Annotated in this window: 12 protein-coding genes, 7 tRNA genes and 1 pseudogene; 15 read left to right on the top strand and 5 right to left on the bottom strand. The window is 54.2% G+C overall.

Features of this window, described 5'->3' with window-relative positions; all coding sequences use genetic code 11:
- Window positions 1-278: 278 nt before the first annotated feature.
- A complete protein-coding gene (gene fur, locus JO226_RS12945) occupies window positions 279-731 on the top strand; it encodes a ferric iron uptake transcriptional regulator (RefSeq protein ID WP_293592698.1) in 453 nt (150 codons plus the stop codon).
- 68 nt (window positions 732-799) lie between these two features.
- On the opposite strand, the gene chiQ is transcribed toward fur, so the two are convergent.
- Complete coding sequence (gene chiQ / locus JO226_RS12940; RefSeq protein WP_293592696.1) at window positions 800-1,132, bottom strand: ChiQ/YbfN family lipoprotein; 333 nt, start codon at window positions 1,130-1,132, stop codon at window positions 800-802.
- 48 nt (window positions 1,133-1,180) lie between these two features.
- Window positions 1,181-2,584 carry a chitoporin gene (gene chiP / locus JO226_RS12935; RefSeq protein WP_293592694.1) on the bottom strand — a complete coding sequence of 468 codons (1,404 nt, stop codon included), beginning with the start codon at window positions 2,582-2,584 and terminating at the stop codon, window positions 1,181-1,183.
- 89 nt (window positions 2,585-2,673) lie between these two features.
- Here chiP and JO226_RS12930 point away from each other — a divergent pair.
- Window positions 2,674-2,796 (top strand): annotated as a pseudogene (locus JO226_RS12930) (hypothetical protein); the annotation flags it as partial.
- Window positions 2,797-2,984: 188 nt separating this feature from the next.
- Here the strand turns inward: JO226_RS12930 and glnS are convergent.
- Together glnS and nagE are read right to left on the bottom strand one after the other, a co-directional pair.
- Complete coding sequence (glnS, locus tag JO226_RS12925; protein ID WP_293592692.1) at window positions 2,985-4,652, bottom strand: glutamine--tRNA ligase; 1,668 nt, start codon at window positions 4,650-4,652, stop codon at window positions 2,985-2,987.
- 180 nt (window positions 4,653-4,832) lie between these two features.
- The gene (nagE, locus tag JO226_RS12920; protein WP_293592690.1) at window positions 4,833-6,854 is read right to left on the bottom strand and encodes an N-acetylglucosamine-specific PTS transporter subunit IIBC; all 2,022 of its coding nucleotides are present in this window, start codon (window positions 6,852-6,854) and stop codon (window positions 4,833-4,835) included.
- A 324-nt stretch (window positions 6,855-7,178) separates the two neighbouring features.
- Here nagE and nagB point away from each other — a divergent pair, with 324 nt between their 5' ends.
- The 13 genes from nagB to JO226_RS12855 all read left to right on the top strand — a co-directional run bounded on the left by nagB (window position 7,179) and on the right by JO226_RS12855 (window position 14,684).
- Window positions 7,179-7,979, top strand: a complete 801-nt coding sequence (nagB, locus tag JO226_RS12915) for a glucosamine-6-phosphate deaminase (protein WP_293592688.1) — start codon at window positions 7,179-7,181, stop codon at window positions 7,977-7,979.
- Window positions 7,980-8,034: 55 nt separating this feature from the next.
- Entirely contained in the window at window positions 8,035-9,189 is a 1,155-nt protein-coding gene (gene nagA, locus JO226_RS12910; RefSeq protein WP_293592686.1) for an N-acetylglucosamine-6-phosphate deacetylase, read from the top strand.
- A 4-nt stretch (window positions 9,190-9,193) separates the two neighbouring features.
- Window positions 9,194-10,414 carry an N-acetylglucosamine repressor gene (locus JO226_RS12905; protein ID WP_293592684.1) on the top strand — a complete coding sequence of 407 codons (1,221 nt, stop codon included), beginning with the start codon at window positions 9,194-9,196 and terminating at the stop codon, window positions 10,412-10,414.
- A 45-nt stretch (window positions 10,415-10,459) separates the two neighbouring features.
- On the top strand, window positions 10,460-11,212 hold the full coding sequence (gene nagD / locus JO226_RS12900; RefSeq protein ID WP_293592682.1) for a ribonucleotide monophosphatase NagD: 753 nt from the start codon (window positions 10,460-10,462) through the stop codon (window positions 11,210-11,212).
- 255 nt (window positions 11,213-11,467) lie between these two features.
- Window positions 11,468-13,132 carry an asparagine synthase B gene (gene asnB / locus JO226_RS12895; protein ID WP_293592680.1) on the top strand — a complete coding sequence of 555 codons (1,665 nt, stop codon included), beginning with the start codon at window positions 11,468-11,470 and terminating at the stop codon, window positions 13,130-13,132.
- 204 nt (window positions 13,133-13,336) lie between these two features.
- Window positions 13,337-13,413, top strand: a tRNA-Met gene (locus tag JO226_RS12890).
- 7 nt (window positions 13,414-13,420) lie between these two features.
- Window positions 13,421-13,505, top strand: a tRNA-Leu gene (locus JO226_RS12885).
- Between the two features lie 23 nt (window positions 13,506-13,528).
- Window positions 13,529-13,603, top strand: a tRNA-Gln gene (locus JO226_RS12880).
- 32 nt (window positions 13,604-13,635) lie between these two features.
- Window positions 13,636-13,710, top strand: a tRNA-Gln gene (locus JO226_RS12875).
- A gap of 25 nt (window positions 13,711-13,735) precedes the next feature.
- Window positions 13,736-13,812: transfer RNA gene (locus JO226_RS12870), tRNA-Met, on the top strand.
- Between the two features lie 8 nt (window positions 13,813-13,820).
- Window positions 13,821-13,895: transfer RNA gene (locus tag JO226_RS12865), tRNA-Gln, on the top strand.
- 31 nt (window positions 13,896-13,926) lie between these two features.
- Window positions 13,927-14,001 (top strand) — tRNA-Gln (locus tag JO226_RS12860).
- Between the two features lie 92 nt (window positions 14,002-14,093).
- Window positions 14,094-14,684: a hypothetical protein gene (locus JO226_RS12855; RefSeq protein ID WP_293592678.1), complete on the top strand. Its 591-nt coding sequence runs from the start codon at window positions 14,094-14,096 to the stop codon at window positions 14,682-14,684.
- A 1-nt stretch (window position 14,685) separates the two neighbouring features.
- Here the strand turns inward: JO226_RS12855 and JO226_RS12850 are convergent.
- The coding region (locus JO226_RS12850) for an FAD-dependent monooxygenase (RefSeq protein ID WP_293592676.1) at window positions 14,686-15,210 on the bottom strand (525 nt) is incomplete at its 5' end.

The raw sequence follows: 15,210 nt of genomic DNA, 5'->3' as shown, positions 1-15,210 counted from the left end.
GCACAACGATTAAGTTGTGCCGCATTAATAGATAAAAGCAATCAAAATAATCGCTACAATTTTTTAACTTTCCAGCGTAGATCTGTACAATAACCGTTGATTTGACGAGGACAGATGTTTCGCTTTGCAGATGATGCCTCGTTTTTAAAAGCAGACTTTGCTCAGGAGTTGTGGTTTTCATTTAGACATGGCAGTTCTATAATGAGACGCATTATCCTGATTACACTCTTATGTGATACTTCCCCGAGGGAAGCCTTTAGCAACAGGACAGATTCCGCATGACTGACAACAATACCGCATTAAAGAAGGCCGGCCTGAAAGTCACGCTTCCTCGCTTGAAAATTCTGGAAGTGCTGCAAGAGCCGGATAACCACCATGTCAGTGCGGAAGACTTATATAAACGCCTTATTGATATGGGCGAAGAAATTGGTCTGGCAACGGTTTACCGCGTGCTGAACCAGTTTGACGACGCCGGCATCGTGACCCGTCATAATTTTGAAGGCGGTAAATCCGTTTTTGAACTGACGCAGCAGCATCACCACGATCACCTGATCTGCCTCGACTGCGGCAAAGTGATCGAATTTAGCGATGAGTCTATCGAAGCGCGTCAGCGTGAAATTGCCGCAAAACACGGCATCCGCCTGACCAACCACAGCCTGTACCTGTACGGTCACTGCGCTGAAGGCGACTGCCGTGAAAACGAGCACGCACACGACGGCGTCGAAAAATAATCTTCCGCTGATCAAAAAAGCCAACCTGACGGTTGGCTTTTTTACTGGCATCAACAGAAGATAAAACATTATTGCGTTGTATTGTTGCTGCGAATTTCCTTCCAGATTTTATCGCAACGCGCTTTAACCGCCTGATCATTGCCCGTACGCGTAGCCTGAAGGCAGTTCTGATAATCCAGCACGCGCACGCTCTCCTGATTCGCGAACTGCTCGTGCTGTTTCTCCTGCTTCATGACATTCAGCACGCTCTGGCAGGCCTGGATTTTGTCAGGGTTGCCTTCCGCGGTATTAATACAGGCGCTGTAGGCGTCCTTCAGTTTTGAATCTTCCTTTGGCGCAGGCGGCTGTGCGCAGGCGACCAACCCGGATGCCATGATGGCGACCAGCATTACTTTCTTCATAGTGCGACCTCAATGTTATGCAGCGGGATAACCCCGCCGCGTCTGGCATCAGAAAATGGTGAACGGTGCGATAACCATGAACTTCACGTCACGTTCATCCTGGAAGATGTTGCCGTAACCGCCGCTCCAGCTCGGGATATCGGAGTGGTTGTCGTATTGAGTGAAATGCAGCTTGAACAGCGTTCCTTTCGCGCGGCCTTCCTGAACGGTGTACAGAGCGTCCAGGCTGTAGGACGATTCGGTCAGGCGATAGTTCGGGTCGTAGTAAGCGTCTGGCGTCGCCATTTTGCCCGCCTTCGCATCCCATGCGTAGACGTAGGATGCGCCCACGGCCCAACCCGGCATGTCCCAGTTTTTCAGGTCATACATCGCGCCGAAGAACACCGCTTTTTCACCGTTGGCGTTGAAGTCTGAGCGGTTATCCCACCAGATATCCAGTCGACCGTTTGAGGACGCGTAGGTCGGCGTCATACGCTGCAGGAAGTAGCCCTGCTGCCCCTCAGCCTTAACCCAGGTCCCTTCCAGTCGCAGGTCGACAACATCAGCCACTTTGTAGCCGAAGGTCAGCGCCTGCAGCCATGCGGTGCCGTCATAAATATCGTTGATACCGCCGTTACTGACTTTGTCGCGGGTGCCGTAGAACTGATAGCTGGTGGTCAGCGGCGTGCCAGCAATATCGAATTTATAGCTGGCTTTGGTAAAGTACTGATCGATGTAGCCCTGAGCCTGACCGAAGGCGGCTTCCAGCACAAAGTTATTTTTGAAATCATACTTCCCGCCAATCGAGTGCAGATAATCGACCTTGGTCTTCTTATCGTTCTGATAGAAGCCATCCATTTCGATATGCCACGGCGCTTTATACTGGTTGGTCCACATATAGGAGAAGCTCAACGCCCCGTTATCGCCGTAGTCAAAGTTGGCCCCGGCTTCGGCGCCCTGATAGGTACCTGGCATAAAGCTCCAGTGCGGCGCTAACAGCGTTTGTCCGGTCGGCTGGATATAACCCGCGCGAGCCCAGGTTGGGCCGTACTTAAATTTCGCCGCCGCTTTATACAGGCTGATCCCGCTCTTATCGCCGGAGTAATCTTCGTCGTACGCTTTATTGCTGGAGGAGAAGGCAATTTCGTTCGGGTGTCCGCTTTCGGCAGACTCCGCCATTTCAATGGCGGTGAACGCGGCAATATCAATACCGAACATGTCAGCGGCATAACCGGACTGGAAATCGAGGTTGGCGTTCCAGGTGGAATGCGAAAGGTTGGTTTTGTACTGATCCCCGTCGGTGACATCTTTACGGTCACGTTCACGCTGCCAGTAATAGATACCGCCCGTTAAACTTGAATCATCGATAAATCCTGCCGCGCTGGCCTGCGGAACTGCAATCCAACCCGACATCGCGGTGACGCCGGCAATAGCCAGCGCCAGCGTACTACGTTTGCCACTGAACGTACGCATGTGTATATCCTCTTTGACTTTTAAAAAACGCTGGATGCAAAAGGGCAAACAGCGATTAAAAATAAAAAACTGACAAATAAAAGCAGCGAATCAATAACCTTCCGAATGCTACTGTGAACAGACTATTTTTCGCGACGCGAATTATCAATCCTTTTTCCGCACAAAAACGCAAGAGTATGACAAGGCGCACATATTTGATTTCGTTTTGTTACAAACATCAATGAAAGAGGATGGCGTCACAAACCACAGCCTGCAACGGTTAGAGAGGAAAATAAAACTCTGCAAATGTAACAGTCGACAGAAAGGTCAGGTAATACGATGAGGGTATTATTTCGCTACGCGAAAATGTCATAAAAAAAGCGCTGCCGAAGCAGCGCCTGTATTCTCATGCTACGGCGCGTTACTCGCCGATTTTCGCCCAGGTGTCACGCAGGCCGACGGTGCGGTTAAACACCAGCTTCTCTGCGGTCGCGTAGCGGCTGTCGAGGCAGAAATAACCCTCACGCTCAAACTGGTACGCTTTACCCGCTTCAGCCGCGTTCAGCGAAGGCTCAGCGTAGCCCTGGCGGATAACCAGCGACTCCGGGTTGATGGTCGCCAGGAAATCCTCCGCCGCCCCCGGGTTTGGAACGCTGAACAGGCGATCGTAAAGACGGATTTCAATCGGCAGCGCGTGCGCGGCGCTCACCCAGTGAATAACGCCTTTCACCTTGCGGCCATCCGCCGGGTCTTTGCTCAGGGTATCCGCATCGTAGCTGCAGAAAATGGTGGTAATGTTGCCCGCCGCATCTTTCTCAACGCGCTCGGCCTTAATCACGTACGCATTACGCAGACGAACTTCTTTACCCAGCACCAGACGTTTGTACTGTTTGTTGGCTTCTTCGCGGAAATCCGCACGATCGATCCAGATCTCGCCACTGAACGGCACATCACGGCTGCCCATTTCCGGTTTGTTCGGATGGTTCGGCATCGCCACCCGCTCACTTTCGCCCTGCGGGTAGTTTTCGATAACCAGCTTAACCGGGTCGATAACGGCCATTGCGCGCGGCGCGTTGTCGTTAAGGTCTTCACGAATGCAGGACTCCAGCGACGCCATCTCAATGGTGTTGTCCTGTTTTGTCACGCCGATACGTTTGCAGAACTCACGAATCGCGGCGGCGGTATAGCCGCGGCGACGCAGACCGGAAATGGTCGGCATGCGCGGGTCGTCCCAACCTTCAACATGCTTGTCCGTAACCAACTGGTTCAGCTTACGCTTGGACATCACGGTGTATTCCAGATTCAGGCGCGAGAATTCGTACTGGCGCGGGTGAACCGGGATGGTGATGTTGTCCAGCACCCAGTCGTACAGACGACGGTTATCCTGGAATTCCAGCGTACACAGCGAGTGGGTGATACCTTCCAGCGCATCGCTGATGCAGTGGGTGAAATCGTACATCGGGTAGATGCACCACTTGTTGCCGGTCTGGTGGTGTTCCGCAAATTTAATACGGTACAGCACCGGGTCGCGCATCACGATAAACGGTGAAGCCATATCGATTTTCGCACGCAGACAGGCTTTACCTTCTTCAAAATCCCCTGCGCGCATTTTTTCGAACAGCGCGAGGTTCTCTTCCACGCTGCGATCGCGGTATGGGCTGTTTTTGCCAGGCGCTGTCAGCGTACCGCGGTATTCGCGGATTTCGTCCGCAGACAGTTCGTCAACATAGGCCAGACCTTTGTTGATGAGCTCGACGGCGTACTGATACAGCTTGTCAAAATAGTCAGACGAATAGCAAATATCCCCTGCCCACTGGAAACCTAACCACTGTACGTCGTGTTTAATCGACTCTACGTACTCGATGTCTTCTTTTGCCGGATTGGTGTCATCGAAACGCAGGTTGCACTGGCCCTGGTAATCCTGTGCGATACCAAAGTTCAGGCAGATAGATTTCGCGTGGCCGATGTGCAGATAACCGTTCGGCTCAGGCGGAAAACGCGTATGGACTGTGGTGTGCTTACCACTGGCCAGATCTTCATCGATTATCTGACGAATAAAGTTACTCGGGCGGGCTTCTGCCTCACTCATCGTGCATTCCTCAAGGCGTAAACAACGTATAACGCAACATGATCTTATAAGCCGGACCGACTGACAACCCTTAGTTACGCAAAATAACTACTGAAAGAAAATAATGAGGGCATTCGCTATAAAAAAAAGCGGCGGAGGATATCCCCCGCCGCTTAAGGCTTAACGCTTACTCAGGAGCACTTACTTGCCTTTAATCTCATAGAGCGGTGTAACACCGGCAACCACGTGACCCTGCGCCTTAATCACCAGGCCGCTGAAGTCATCGATGTTGCTGCACACAACCGGGCTAATCATGGAGCGCGCGTTCGCGTTCAGGAAGTCCAGATCCATTTCCAGAACCGGCTGACCTGCCGCCACTTCCGCACCCTCTTCCACCAGACGTTTGAAGCCCTCGCCGTTCAGCGCAACGGTATCGATACCCATGTGGACAACGATTTCCGCGCCTTTCTCGGTTTCCAGACAGAACGCGTGGTTGGTGTTGAAGATTTTAACGATGGTGCCAGCTGCCGGAGACACAACGGTTTTCTCCGTTGGTTTCACCGCAATACCGTCACCAACCGCTTTGCTGGCGAACGCTTCATCAGGAACCTGCTCCAGCGCCACCACATCCCCCGTTACCGGAGAAACCAACGCGGCGATGGTTACTGCGTTCGGTACCGCCTGCGGTTTTACTGCGGCCTGAGCTGGAGCCGCAGCCGGAGCGGCTTCTGCGGCAGCGACATGCCCGGTGGTTTTCATTGCGTTAGCAATTTTCTCAGCAACGAAGCCGACGATAATCTGCACGCTGGTTTTGTTCAGGCGGATAACACCTGACGCGCCCAGACGTTTTGCCAGCGCTTCGTTAACCAAAGAGGAGTCTTTCACGTTCAGACGCAGACGGGTGATGCACGCATCGATACCGGTCAGGTTGTCAGAACCGCCAACTGCCGCGATGTACTGACGAGCCAGACCAGAAACGTCCTGCTCTTTCGCGCCGCTCACGTTCATGTCCTGACCATCCGCTTCGCTGCCGTCAACTGCCAGCTCGCGACCCGGGGTCATCAGGTTGAATTTGGTGATAGTGAAACGGAACACCACGTAGTAGATAACGAAGAACACCAGACCCTGAAGGATCAGCATGTACCAGTGGGTTGCCAGCGGGTTACGCGAAGACAGCACCATATCCACCAGACCGGCGCTGAAGCCGAAGCCCGCAATCCAGTGCATGCTTGCCGCGATGAATACGGAGATACCCGTCAGCACGGCGTGGATCACGTACAGTACCGGCGCCACGAACATGAAGGAGAATTCCAGCGGCTCGGTGATACCGGTGAAGAAGGCTGCAAAGGCGCCCGCCATCATGATACCCAGCACTTTCGCTTTGTTTTCCGGACGCGCGCAGTGGTAAATCGCCAGCGCCGCACCCGGCAGACCGAACATCATGATCGGGAAGAAGCCCGCCTGATAACGACCGGTGATACCCACAACCGCTTTGCCCGCTTCGATAGACTGCGCGCCGCCGAGGAAGTTAGGAATATCGTTAATGCCAGCGACGTCGAACCAGAACACGGAGTTCAGCGCGTGGTGCAGACCGACCGGAATCAGCAGACGGTTGAAGAACGCGTATACGCCCGCACCGATAGAACCCAGTTTCTGGATGTGTTCGCCGAAGTTCACCAGACCGTCGAAAATCACCGGCCAGATGTACATCATAATGAAGGCGACCACGATCATCACAAACGAGGTGAGAATCGGCACCAGACGACGTCCGCTGAAGAACGACAGCGCCTTCGGCAGCTCAACGCTGCTAAAGCGGTTGTACAGTTCCGCAGAGATAATACCGACGAGGATACCCACGAACTGGTTACTGATCTTACCGAATGCCGCCGGAACTTGATCCGCCGGGATTTTTTGGATCATCGCCACCGCTGCTGGCGAGCAGAGAGTGGTTAATACCAGGAAACCCACAAAACCGGTCAGCGCAGCTGCACCGTCTTTATCTTTGGACATACCATAAGCAACACCAATCGCGAACAACACGGACATGTTGTCGATAATGGCGGAGCCTGATTTGATGAAGAACGCCGCCAGCGCGCTGGAGTTACCCCAGCCGTTGGGGTCGATCCAGTAGCCGACACCCATCAGGATGGCTGCGGCAGGCAGCGTGGCCACTGGCACCATAAGGGCGCGGCCGACTTTTTGTAAATAACCTAGAACACTCACTTTATTCCCCCTTGAGACCCCGTAAAGGCTCATTCAAAGCCGTTTTTTTATAGTGTAACTAACCTTGAAAGCGTGGCGATTTTTCACCTGCCTTCAGAGTGTGTGAAAAATTAATTCGTCTCGCAAATTAAAAGCGTATTTTTTGTGATTTTTATCACCAAATATCGTAATCCCCTCCTCCTTACACTGGCTAACAGGGAAAACTTATTTTATCATTCAAAAAATCAAGACGGATTGCCCCGCTCAATTGATAAATCCAGGTTACGCTTATCTGAGTTAAGGCGCCAATCCGCCAACATTTATTTTAAACTACTGAGGTGAACAATGAGACTGATTCCCCTGGCGACAGCAGAACAAGTGGGCAAATGGGCTGCCCGTCATATCGTTAACCGCATCAACGCGTTTAAACCGACAGCGGATCGTCCGTTTGTACTGGGTCTGCCGACAGGTGGCACGCCGCTCACCGCGTATAAAGCGCTGGTTGAGATGCACAAAGCAGGCCAGGTTAGCTTTAAACACGTGGTAACGTTCAACATGGACGAGTATGTCGGCCTGCCGAAAGAGCATCCGGAAAGCTACCACAGCTTCATGCACCGCAACTTCTTTGACCACGTGGATATCCCGGCAGAAAACATTAATTTGCTGAATGGTAATGCCCCGGATATCGACGCAGAATGCCGCCAGTATGAAGAGAAAATTCGCTCCTACGGTAAAATCAACCTGTTCATGGGCGGCGTGGGTAACGACGGGCACATCGCGTTCAATGAACCGGCCTCCTCTCTCTCTTCCCGTACCCGTATTAAAACCCTGACCCATGACACCCGTGTGGCAAACTCCCGCTTCTTCGACGGCGACGTCAACCAGGTGCCTAAATATGCGCTGACCGTCGGCGTGGGTACCCTGCTGGATGCCGAAGAGGTTATGATTCTGGTTCTGGGCCATCAGAAAGCGCTGGCGCTTCAGGCTGCCGTTGAAGGTAATGTAAACCATATGTGGACCATCAGTTGCCTGCAGTTGCACCCGAAAGCGGTGATGGTGTGCGACGAGCCGTCCACCATGGAACTGAAAGTGAAAACGCTGAAGTACTTCAACGAATTAGAAGCAGAAAACATTAAAGGTCTGTAATTGAATACCCGTCCTTTACGCAGGGACGGGGCGCATTTTGAAACCGGGGGTCGTAATGTATGCTTTAACCCATGGCCGGATTTACACCGGTCACGAAATTCTGGATGACCATGCGATTGTTGTCGCCAATGGCCTGATTGAACGTATTTGCCCACTGGCTGATTTACCGTCCGGGGTCGAGCAACGCTCGCTGAATGGCGCCATTCTGTCCCCCGGTTTTATTGACGTACAGTTGAACGGCTGCGGCGGCGTGCAGTTTAACGATACCGCCGACGCCGTGACCGTTGAAACGCTGGAAATCATGCAAAAAGCCAACGAGAAATCGGGCTGCACCAGCTATCTGCCGACGCTGATTACCGCCAGCGACGAGCTAATGATGCAGGGCGTCCGCGTGATGCGCGAATACCTGGCCAAATACCCGAACCAGGCGCTGGGTCTGCACCTGGAAGGCCCGTGGCTGAACATCGTAAAGAAAGGCACGCACAACCCGAACTATGTGCGTAAGCCTGACGACACGCTGGTCAATTTCCTCTGTGACAACGCCGACGTTATCACGAAGGTCACTCTGGCCCCTGAAATGGTGGCGCCGGACGTCATTACCCGTCTGGCGAATGCCGGTATTGTGGTCTCCGCCGGGCACTCCAACGCCACGCTGAAAGAGGCCAAAATCGGCTTCCGCGCCGGAATTACCTTCGCCACCCACCTTTATAACGCCATGCCGTATATTACGGGCCGCGAGCCGGGTCTTGCGGGCGCGATTTTCGACGAGCCGGACGTTTACTGCGGTATCATTGCCGATGGTCTGCACGTTGACTTCGCCAATATCCGTAACGCGAAACGTCTGAAAGGCGACAAGCTGTGCCTGGTGACTGATGCCACCGCGCCGGCAGGGGCTAACATCGAACAGTTCATTTTTGCTGGTAAAACAATATACTACCGGGATGGACTGTGTGTGGATGAAAACGGCACCCTCAGCGGCTCAGCATTGACCATGATCGAGGGCGTACGTAACCTGGTGGAACACTGCGGCATCGCGCTGGACGAAGTGCTGCGTATGGCAACGCTGTACCCAGCCCGCGCTATCGGCGTGAGCAAGCAGTTGGGCAGCCTTGCACCGGGAATGGTTGCTAACCTGACCGCATTCACCCGCGATTATAAAATCACTAAGACCATCGTTAATGGTAACGAGGTCGTTGACTTGAGTAAGTGAAAGTATGACATCAGGCGGACAAGCTCAAATTGGTAATGTTGACCTCGTAAAACAACTTAACAGCGCGGCCGTTTACCGCCTGATTGACCAGCATGGACCAATCTCGCGGATTCAGATTGCCGAGCATAGCCAACTTGCGCCCGCCAGCGTGACTAAAATCACGCGTCAGCTGATTGAACGCGGCCTGATCAAAGAAGTCGATCAGCAGGCCTCCACCGGGGGCCGCCGCGCTATCTCTATTGTCACTGAAACCCGCAATTTCCACGCCATCGGCGTCCGCCTTGGTCGTCATGACACCACGCTCACGCTCTACGATCTGAGCAGCAAAGTGGTGGCGGAAGAACACTACCCGCTGCCGGAACGCACCCAGGAAACCCTGGAGCATGCGCTGCTTTCCACTATCGCCACCTTTATAGAGCACAGCCAGCGGAAGATCCGCGAGCTGATCGCTATCTCGGTGATCCTGCCTGGGCTGGTCGATCCCGAAAGTGGGGTGATCCGCTATATGCCGCATATCCAGGTTGAGAACTGGGGGCTGGTGGAGGCGCTGGAAAAACGCTTTAACGTGACCTGCTTCGTCGGCCACGACATCCGCAGCCTGGCGCTCGCCGAGCACTACTTTGGTGCGTCGCAGGACTGCGAAGACTCTATTCTGGTGCGCGTACACCGCGGTACCGGCGCCGGGATCATCTCAAACGGCCGCATCTTCATCGGGCGCAACGGCAACGTGGGCGAAATCGGCCATATCCAGGTCGATCCGCTCGGCGAGCGCTGCCACTGCGGCAACTTCGGCTGTCTGGAAACCGTCGCCGCCAACGCCGCGATTGAACAGCGCGTGCGCCATCTGCTGGAGCAAGGCTACCAGAGCCGCGTGACGCTGGATGACTGCAACATCAAATCCATCTGTAAAGCCGCCAACAAAGGCGATGCGCTCGCCAGCGAAGTCATCGAGCAGGTCGGCCGTCACCTGGGCAAAACCATCGCCATCGCCATCAACCTGTTCAACCCGCAGAAGGTGGTGATCGCCGGTGAAATCACCGAAGCGGAAAAAGTGCTGCTACCGGCCATTGAGGGCTGTATCAACACCCAGGCGCTGAAGGCGTTTCGCCAGAATCTGCCCGTCGTGCGCTCTGAGCTGGATCACCGTTCCGCCATCGGCGCCTTTGCCCTGGTGAAACGCGCTATGCTCAACGGAATGCTTCTGCAACGTTTGCTGGAAAGCTAATGGCGTTTTATAGTGACGCCTTCTTTTTTTGACGTCGGGTAGTCCATGACCATTAAGAATGTAATTTGTGATATTGACGGCGTGCTGATGCACGACAACATTGCCGTGCCGGGCGCAGCAGAGTTTCTTAACCGCGTTATGGAAAAAGGGATGCCGCTGGTGCTGCTGACCAACTACCCTTCCCAGACCGGACAAGACCTGGCAAACCGCTTCGCAACCGCCGGTGTTAATGTCCCGGATAGCGTTTTCTATACCTCCGCCATGGCGACGGCCGACTTCCTGAAACGCCAGGAAGGAAAAAAAGCCTATGTGGTCGGCGAAGGCGCGCTCATCCACGAACTCTATAAAGCCGGGTTCACCATCACCGACGTCAACCCGGATTTCGTCATTGTCGGCGAAACCCGCTCCTATAACTGGGAAATGATGCATAAGGCGGCCTTCTTTGTCGCCAACGGCGCGCGCTTTATCGCCACCAACCCGGATACCCACGGCCGCGGTTTTTACCCTGCCTGCGGCGCGCTGTGCGCCGGTATCGAAAAAATCTCCGGGCGCAAACCGTTCTATGTCGGCAAACCGAGCCCGTGGATCATCCGCGCCGCGCTGAATAAAATGCAGGCCCACTCTGAGCAGACGGTGATTGTGGGCGACAACCTGCGTACCGATATTCTCGCGGGCTTTCAGGCCGGGCTGGAAACCATCCTGGTGCTGTCGGGCGTATCGACGGTCGACGACATCGACAGCGTACCGTTCAGACCGTCGTGGATTTACCCGTCGGTTGCGGAAATCGACGTTATCTGAATAGCGCCACGTCCCCGGACGTGGTTTTTGCTTTCTGGAACACGAAAAAAGAAAGCCCTCTAATAAAATCGCCACTTTGTTGAATAATCGCTAATGACAGCGGCAATAACATACGTGATTTTCAGAATTCACTAATCTCTATTGCACTTTTTACTTTTTCGCCGGTAAATCTATTGCGTAGTCCGGTGGTTTGCGGCATTTTTTATCTCATGCAACGACACAACAACACGCAACAGGTTTAACGGAGATTTCTCTATGTGTTCTATTTTCGGTGTTCTGGATATTAAAACTGACGTGGTTGAGCTGCGTAAAAAAGCGCTCGAACTCTCCCGCCTGATGCGCCATCGCGGCCCGGACTGGTCCGGCATTTACGCCAGCGATAACGCTATCCTCGCGCACGAGCGTCTGTCGATTGTCGATGTCAACGCGGGCGCCCAGCCGCTGTACAACGAGAAGAAAACTCACGCGCTGGCGGTCAACGGTGAAATCTACAACCATCAGGCGCTGCGCGTGGAATACGGCGATCGCTACACCTTCCAGACCGGTTCAGACTGCGAAGTGATCCTCGCCCTGTACCAGGAAAAAGGCCCGGCGTTCCTTGATGATCTGCAGGGCATGTTCGCCTTCGCCCTGTATGACAGCGAGCAAGACGCTTACCTGATTGGCCGCGACCACATCGGCATCATCCCGCTGTATATGGGCCACGACGAACACGGCAACTTCTACGTTGCCTCCGAAATGAAAGCGCTGGTGCCGGTGTGTCGCACCATCAAAGAGTTCCCGGCGGGCAGCTACCTGTGGAGCAAAGACGGCGAGATTCGTCAGTACTACCAGCGTGACTGGTTCGAGTATGACGCCGTCAAAGACAATGCGACCGACAAAGCCACATTGCGTCAGGCGCTGGAAGACTCAGTGAAAAGCCATCTGATGTCCGATGTCCCCTACGGCGTACTGCTCTCCGGCGGTCTGGACTCTTCCGTTATCTCCGCCATTACCAAAAAGTACGCCGCCCGTCGCGTGGAAGATCAGGAGCGCTCAGAAGCCTGGTGGCCGCAGTTGCACTCCTTTGCCGTCGGTCTGGTCGGTTCTCCGGATCTCAAAGCCGCGCAGGAGGTGGCCAACCATCTGGGTACTGTGCACCATGAAATTCACTTCACCGTACAGGAAGGTCTGGACGCGATCCGCGACGTGATTTATCACATTGAAACCTACGACGTCACCACCATCCGCGCCTCTACGCCGATGTACCTGATGTCACGTAAGATCAAAGCAATGGGCATCAAAATGGTGCTGTCCGGTGAAGGTTCCGACGAAGTGTTCGGCGGCTACCTCTATTTCCATAAAGCGCCAGATGCAAAAGAACTGCACGAAGAAACCGTTCGCAAGCTGCAGGCGCTGCATATGTTTGACTGCGCCCGCGCCAACAAAGCGATGTCCGCCTGGGGCGTCGAAGCGCGCGTACCGTTCCTCGACAAGAAATTCCTCGATGTGGCGATGCGCATTAACCCGCAGGACAAAATGTGCGGCAACGGCAAAATGGAAAAACATATCCTGCGCGAATGTTTTGAATCTTACCTGCCGGCAAGCGTGGCCTGGCGCCAGAAAGAACAGTTCTCTGATGGCGTAGGCTACAGTTGGATCGATACCTTAAAAGAGGTGGCGGCGAAGCAGATTACCGATCAGCAACTGGAGACCGCGCGCTTCCGCTTCCCGTACAACACGCCGTCGTCGAAAGAAGCGTACCTGTATCGCGAAATTTTCGAAGAATTGTTCCCGGTACCGAGCGCGGCGGAATGTGTGCCTGGCGGTCCGTCGGTCGCCTGTTCATCCGCTAAGGCCATTGAATGGGACGAAGCCTTCAAAACCATGAACGATCCCTCCGGTCGCGCGGTCGGCGTTCATCAGTCAGCCTACAAATAACAGTACGGACCCTACGGGGTCCGTTGTTTTTCCCCGCCTAAAATACGATAAATAATCAATAAACGCCGATTATTCGGCCATGCTGTTCGCAACCTAACCAAACAGTCGCATTCCGGTCATTTTCGATGAAAAAGGGGTTGACGCTGCAAGGGTCTATACGCATAATGCGCCCCGCAACGCCGATAAGGTAACGCGAAAAAAGATGGCTACGTAGCTCAGTTGGTTAGAGCACATCACTCATAATGATGGGGTCACAGGTTCGAATCCCGTCGTAGCCACCATCTTTTTGCGGGAGTGGCGAAATTGGTAGACGCACCAGATTTAGGTTCTGGCGCCGCAAGGTGTGCGAGTTCAAGTCTCGCCTCCCGCACCATTCCCAGGTAAGCGTTGCACGGATGGGGTATCGCCAAGCGGTAAGGCACCGGTTTTTGATACCGGCATTCCCTGGTTCGAATCCAGGTACCCCAGCCATCTTTTCATCGATAAACTGACGTGCCTGTTGTTGGGGTATCGCCAAGCGGTAAGGCACCGGTTTTTGATACCGGCATTCCCTGGTTCGAATCCAGGTACCCCAGCCAGTCGATGTGAAAAGAAATAAAATTTGGCTACGTAGCTCAGTTGGTTAGAGCACATCACTCATAATGATGGGGTCACAGGTTCGAATCCCGTCGTAGCCACCAAATAAAATTGGGGTATCGCCAAGCGGTAAGGCACCGGATTCTGATTCCGGCATTCCGAGGTTCGAATCCTCGTACCCCAGCCAATTTTAGAAAGACGTCTCACGACGCGCCCGTTGGGGTATCGCCAAGCGGTAAGGCACCGGATTCTGATTCCGGCATCCCGAGGTTCGAATCCTCGTACCCCAGCCACTAAACAAACAAAAAAGCTCGCTACGGCGAGCTTTTTTGTTTGTTTATCCGGTGATAATGTCATCATACAACGCCTGATTTGCAAGGATGTCATGATGGAATACCAAACCTCCGCACTATGGTTTTATAAACCCCTTCCCTTGCTGGCGGTCGTCCTCAGCTTCGCATTGTCATTCATCGGCTTTTCCGCCGGGCTTGGCTATATGCTGCTGATAGGGTTATTTTGGCCAGTACTGATTGCCCTGTATCTGCATCGCCAAAAAGAGAGCATGAAGGTCTGGTCGCCACAGGAGAATAGCGAGTGGCTTGTCTACGTTAACGCGATTCCGGTGCGGGAACAGCGGAGCTTGCTAACCAACCCCGGCTTTTCCTCACCGGCCAAAGCCCGGCGTTTTTTTCTGACAGGCTTTCTGCTGAAACTTATCCTCCAGGCCGGTTGTGTGGTGCTGGCGGTCTGGCAATTTATCGCAGCGCCGCTGGATCTCTATTCCGTCGCCGGAAGCCTTGTTCTGCTTATCCCACTGGCGGCAGCAATATTACGCACCGGCCAACGGCTATTTGCGCTCAACGAACTGCAGTTTGCCGGGATACCACACCCTGACGGGCAAATCTGGCACCAGGCGCAGTTCGTCCGCTCAGGTGAAACGCTGCCCGCGCTGAAGTCTCTGCTTTCCCTGATTTAGCCTACAGCCCTAACGCATATTTCAGCGCCTGGCGCTTCAACGCCCCGGCGCGACCTGCCGCCATCAGCCCGATATTACGCAGCACGCGTACCGGCGCGAGATCGTTGCTGAACCCGGCGTAGAACAGATCCATACCCGACTGCATCAGGTAGTTATCGGCCATACGGCGCATCTGGTAACGCTTAAGCACCGGCAGGCTACCCCATGCTTCCCCATGACTGCGTGCGCGCGTCAGTACGTCCAGCAGCGCCTCAACATCGCGATAACCCAGGTTGACGCCCTGCCCCGCCAGCGGATGAATCGTGTGTGCCGCATCGCCAACCAGCGCCAGGCCAGGCTGTACGTAACGCAGCGCGTGGCGACGCGTGAGCGGAAAGGCGCCTGCAGCCAGCGGCGTAACGCGACCAAGCCGCGGTGGAAACGCCCGGGCCACCTCTTCTTCAAGCTGCGGGAGCGGCAGCGACTGGAGCTTACGAATGCGCGCTGGCGCGTCATACCACACCAGCGACGCCCAGTCGTCGAACAG

Origin of the sequence: Pluralibacter sp., from assembly GCF_019237635.1 — a bacterium.
Taxonomy (GTDB): Bacteria; Pseudomonadota; Gammaproteobacteria; order Enterobacterales; family Enterobacteriaceae; genus Enterobacter_B.
This window is presented reverse-complemented; position numbering and strand designations above follow the sequence as displayed.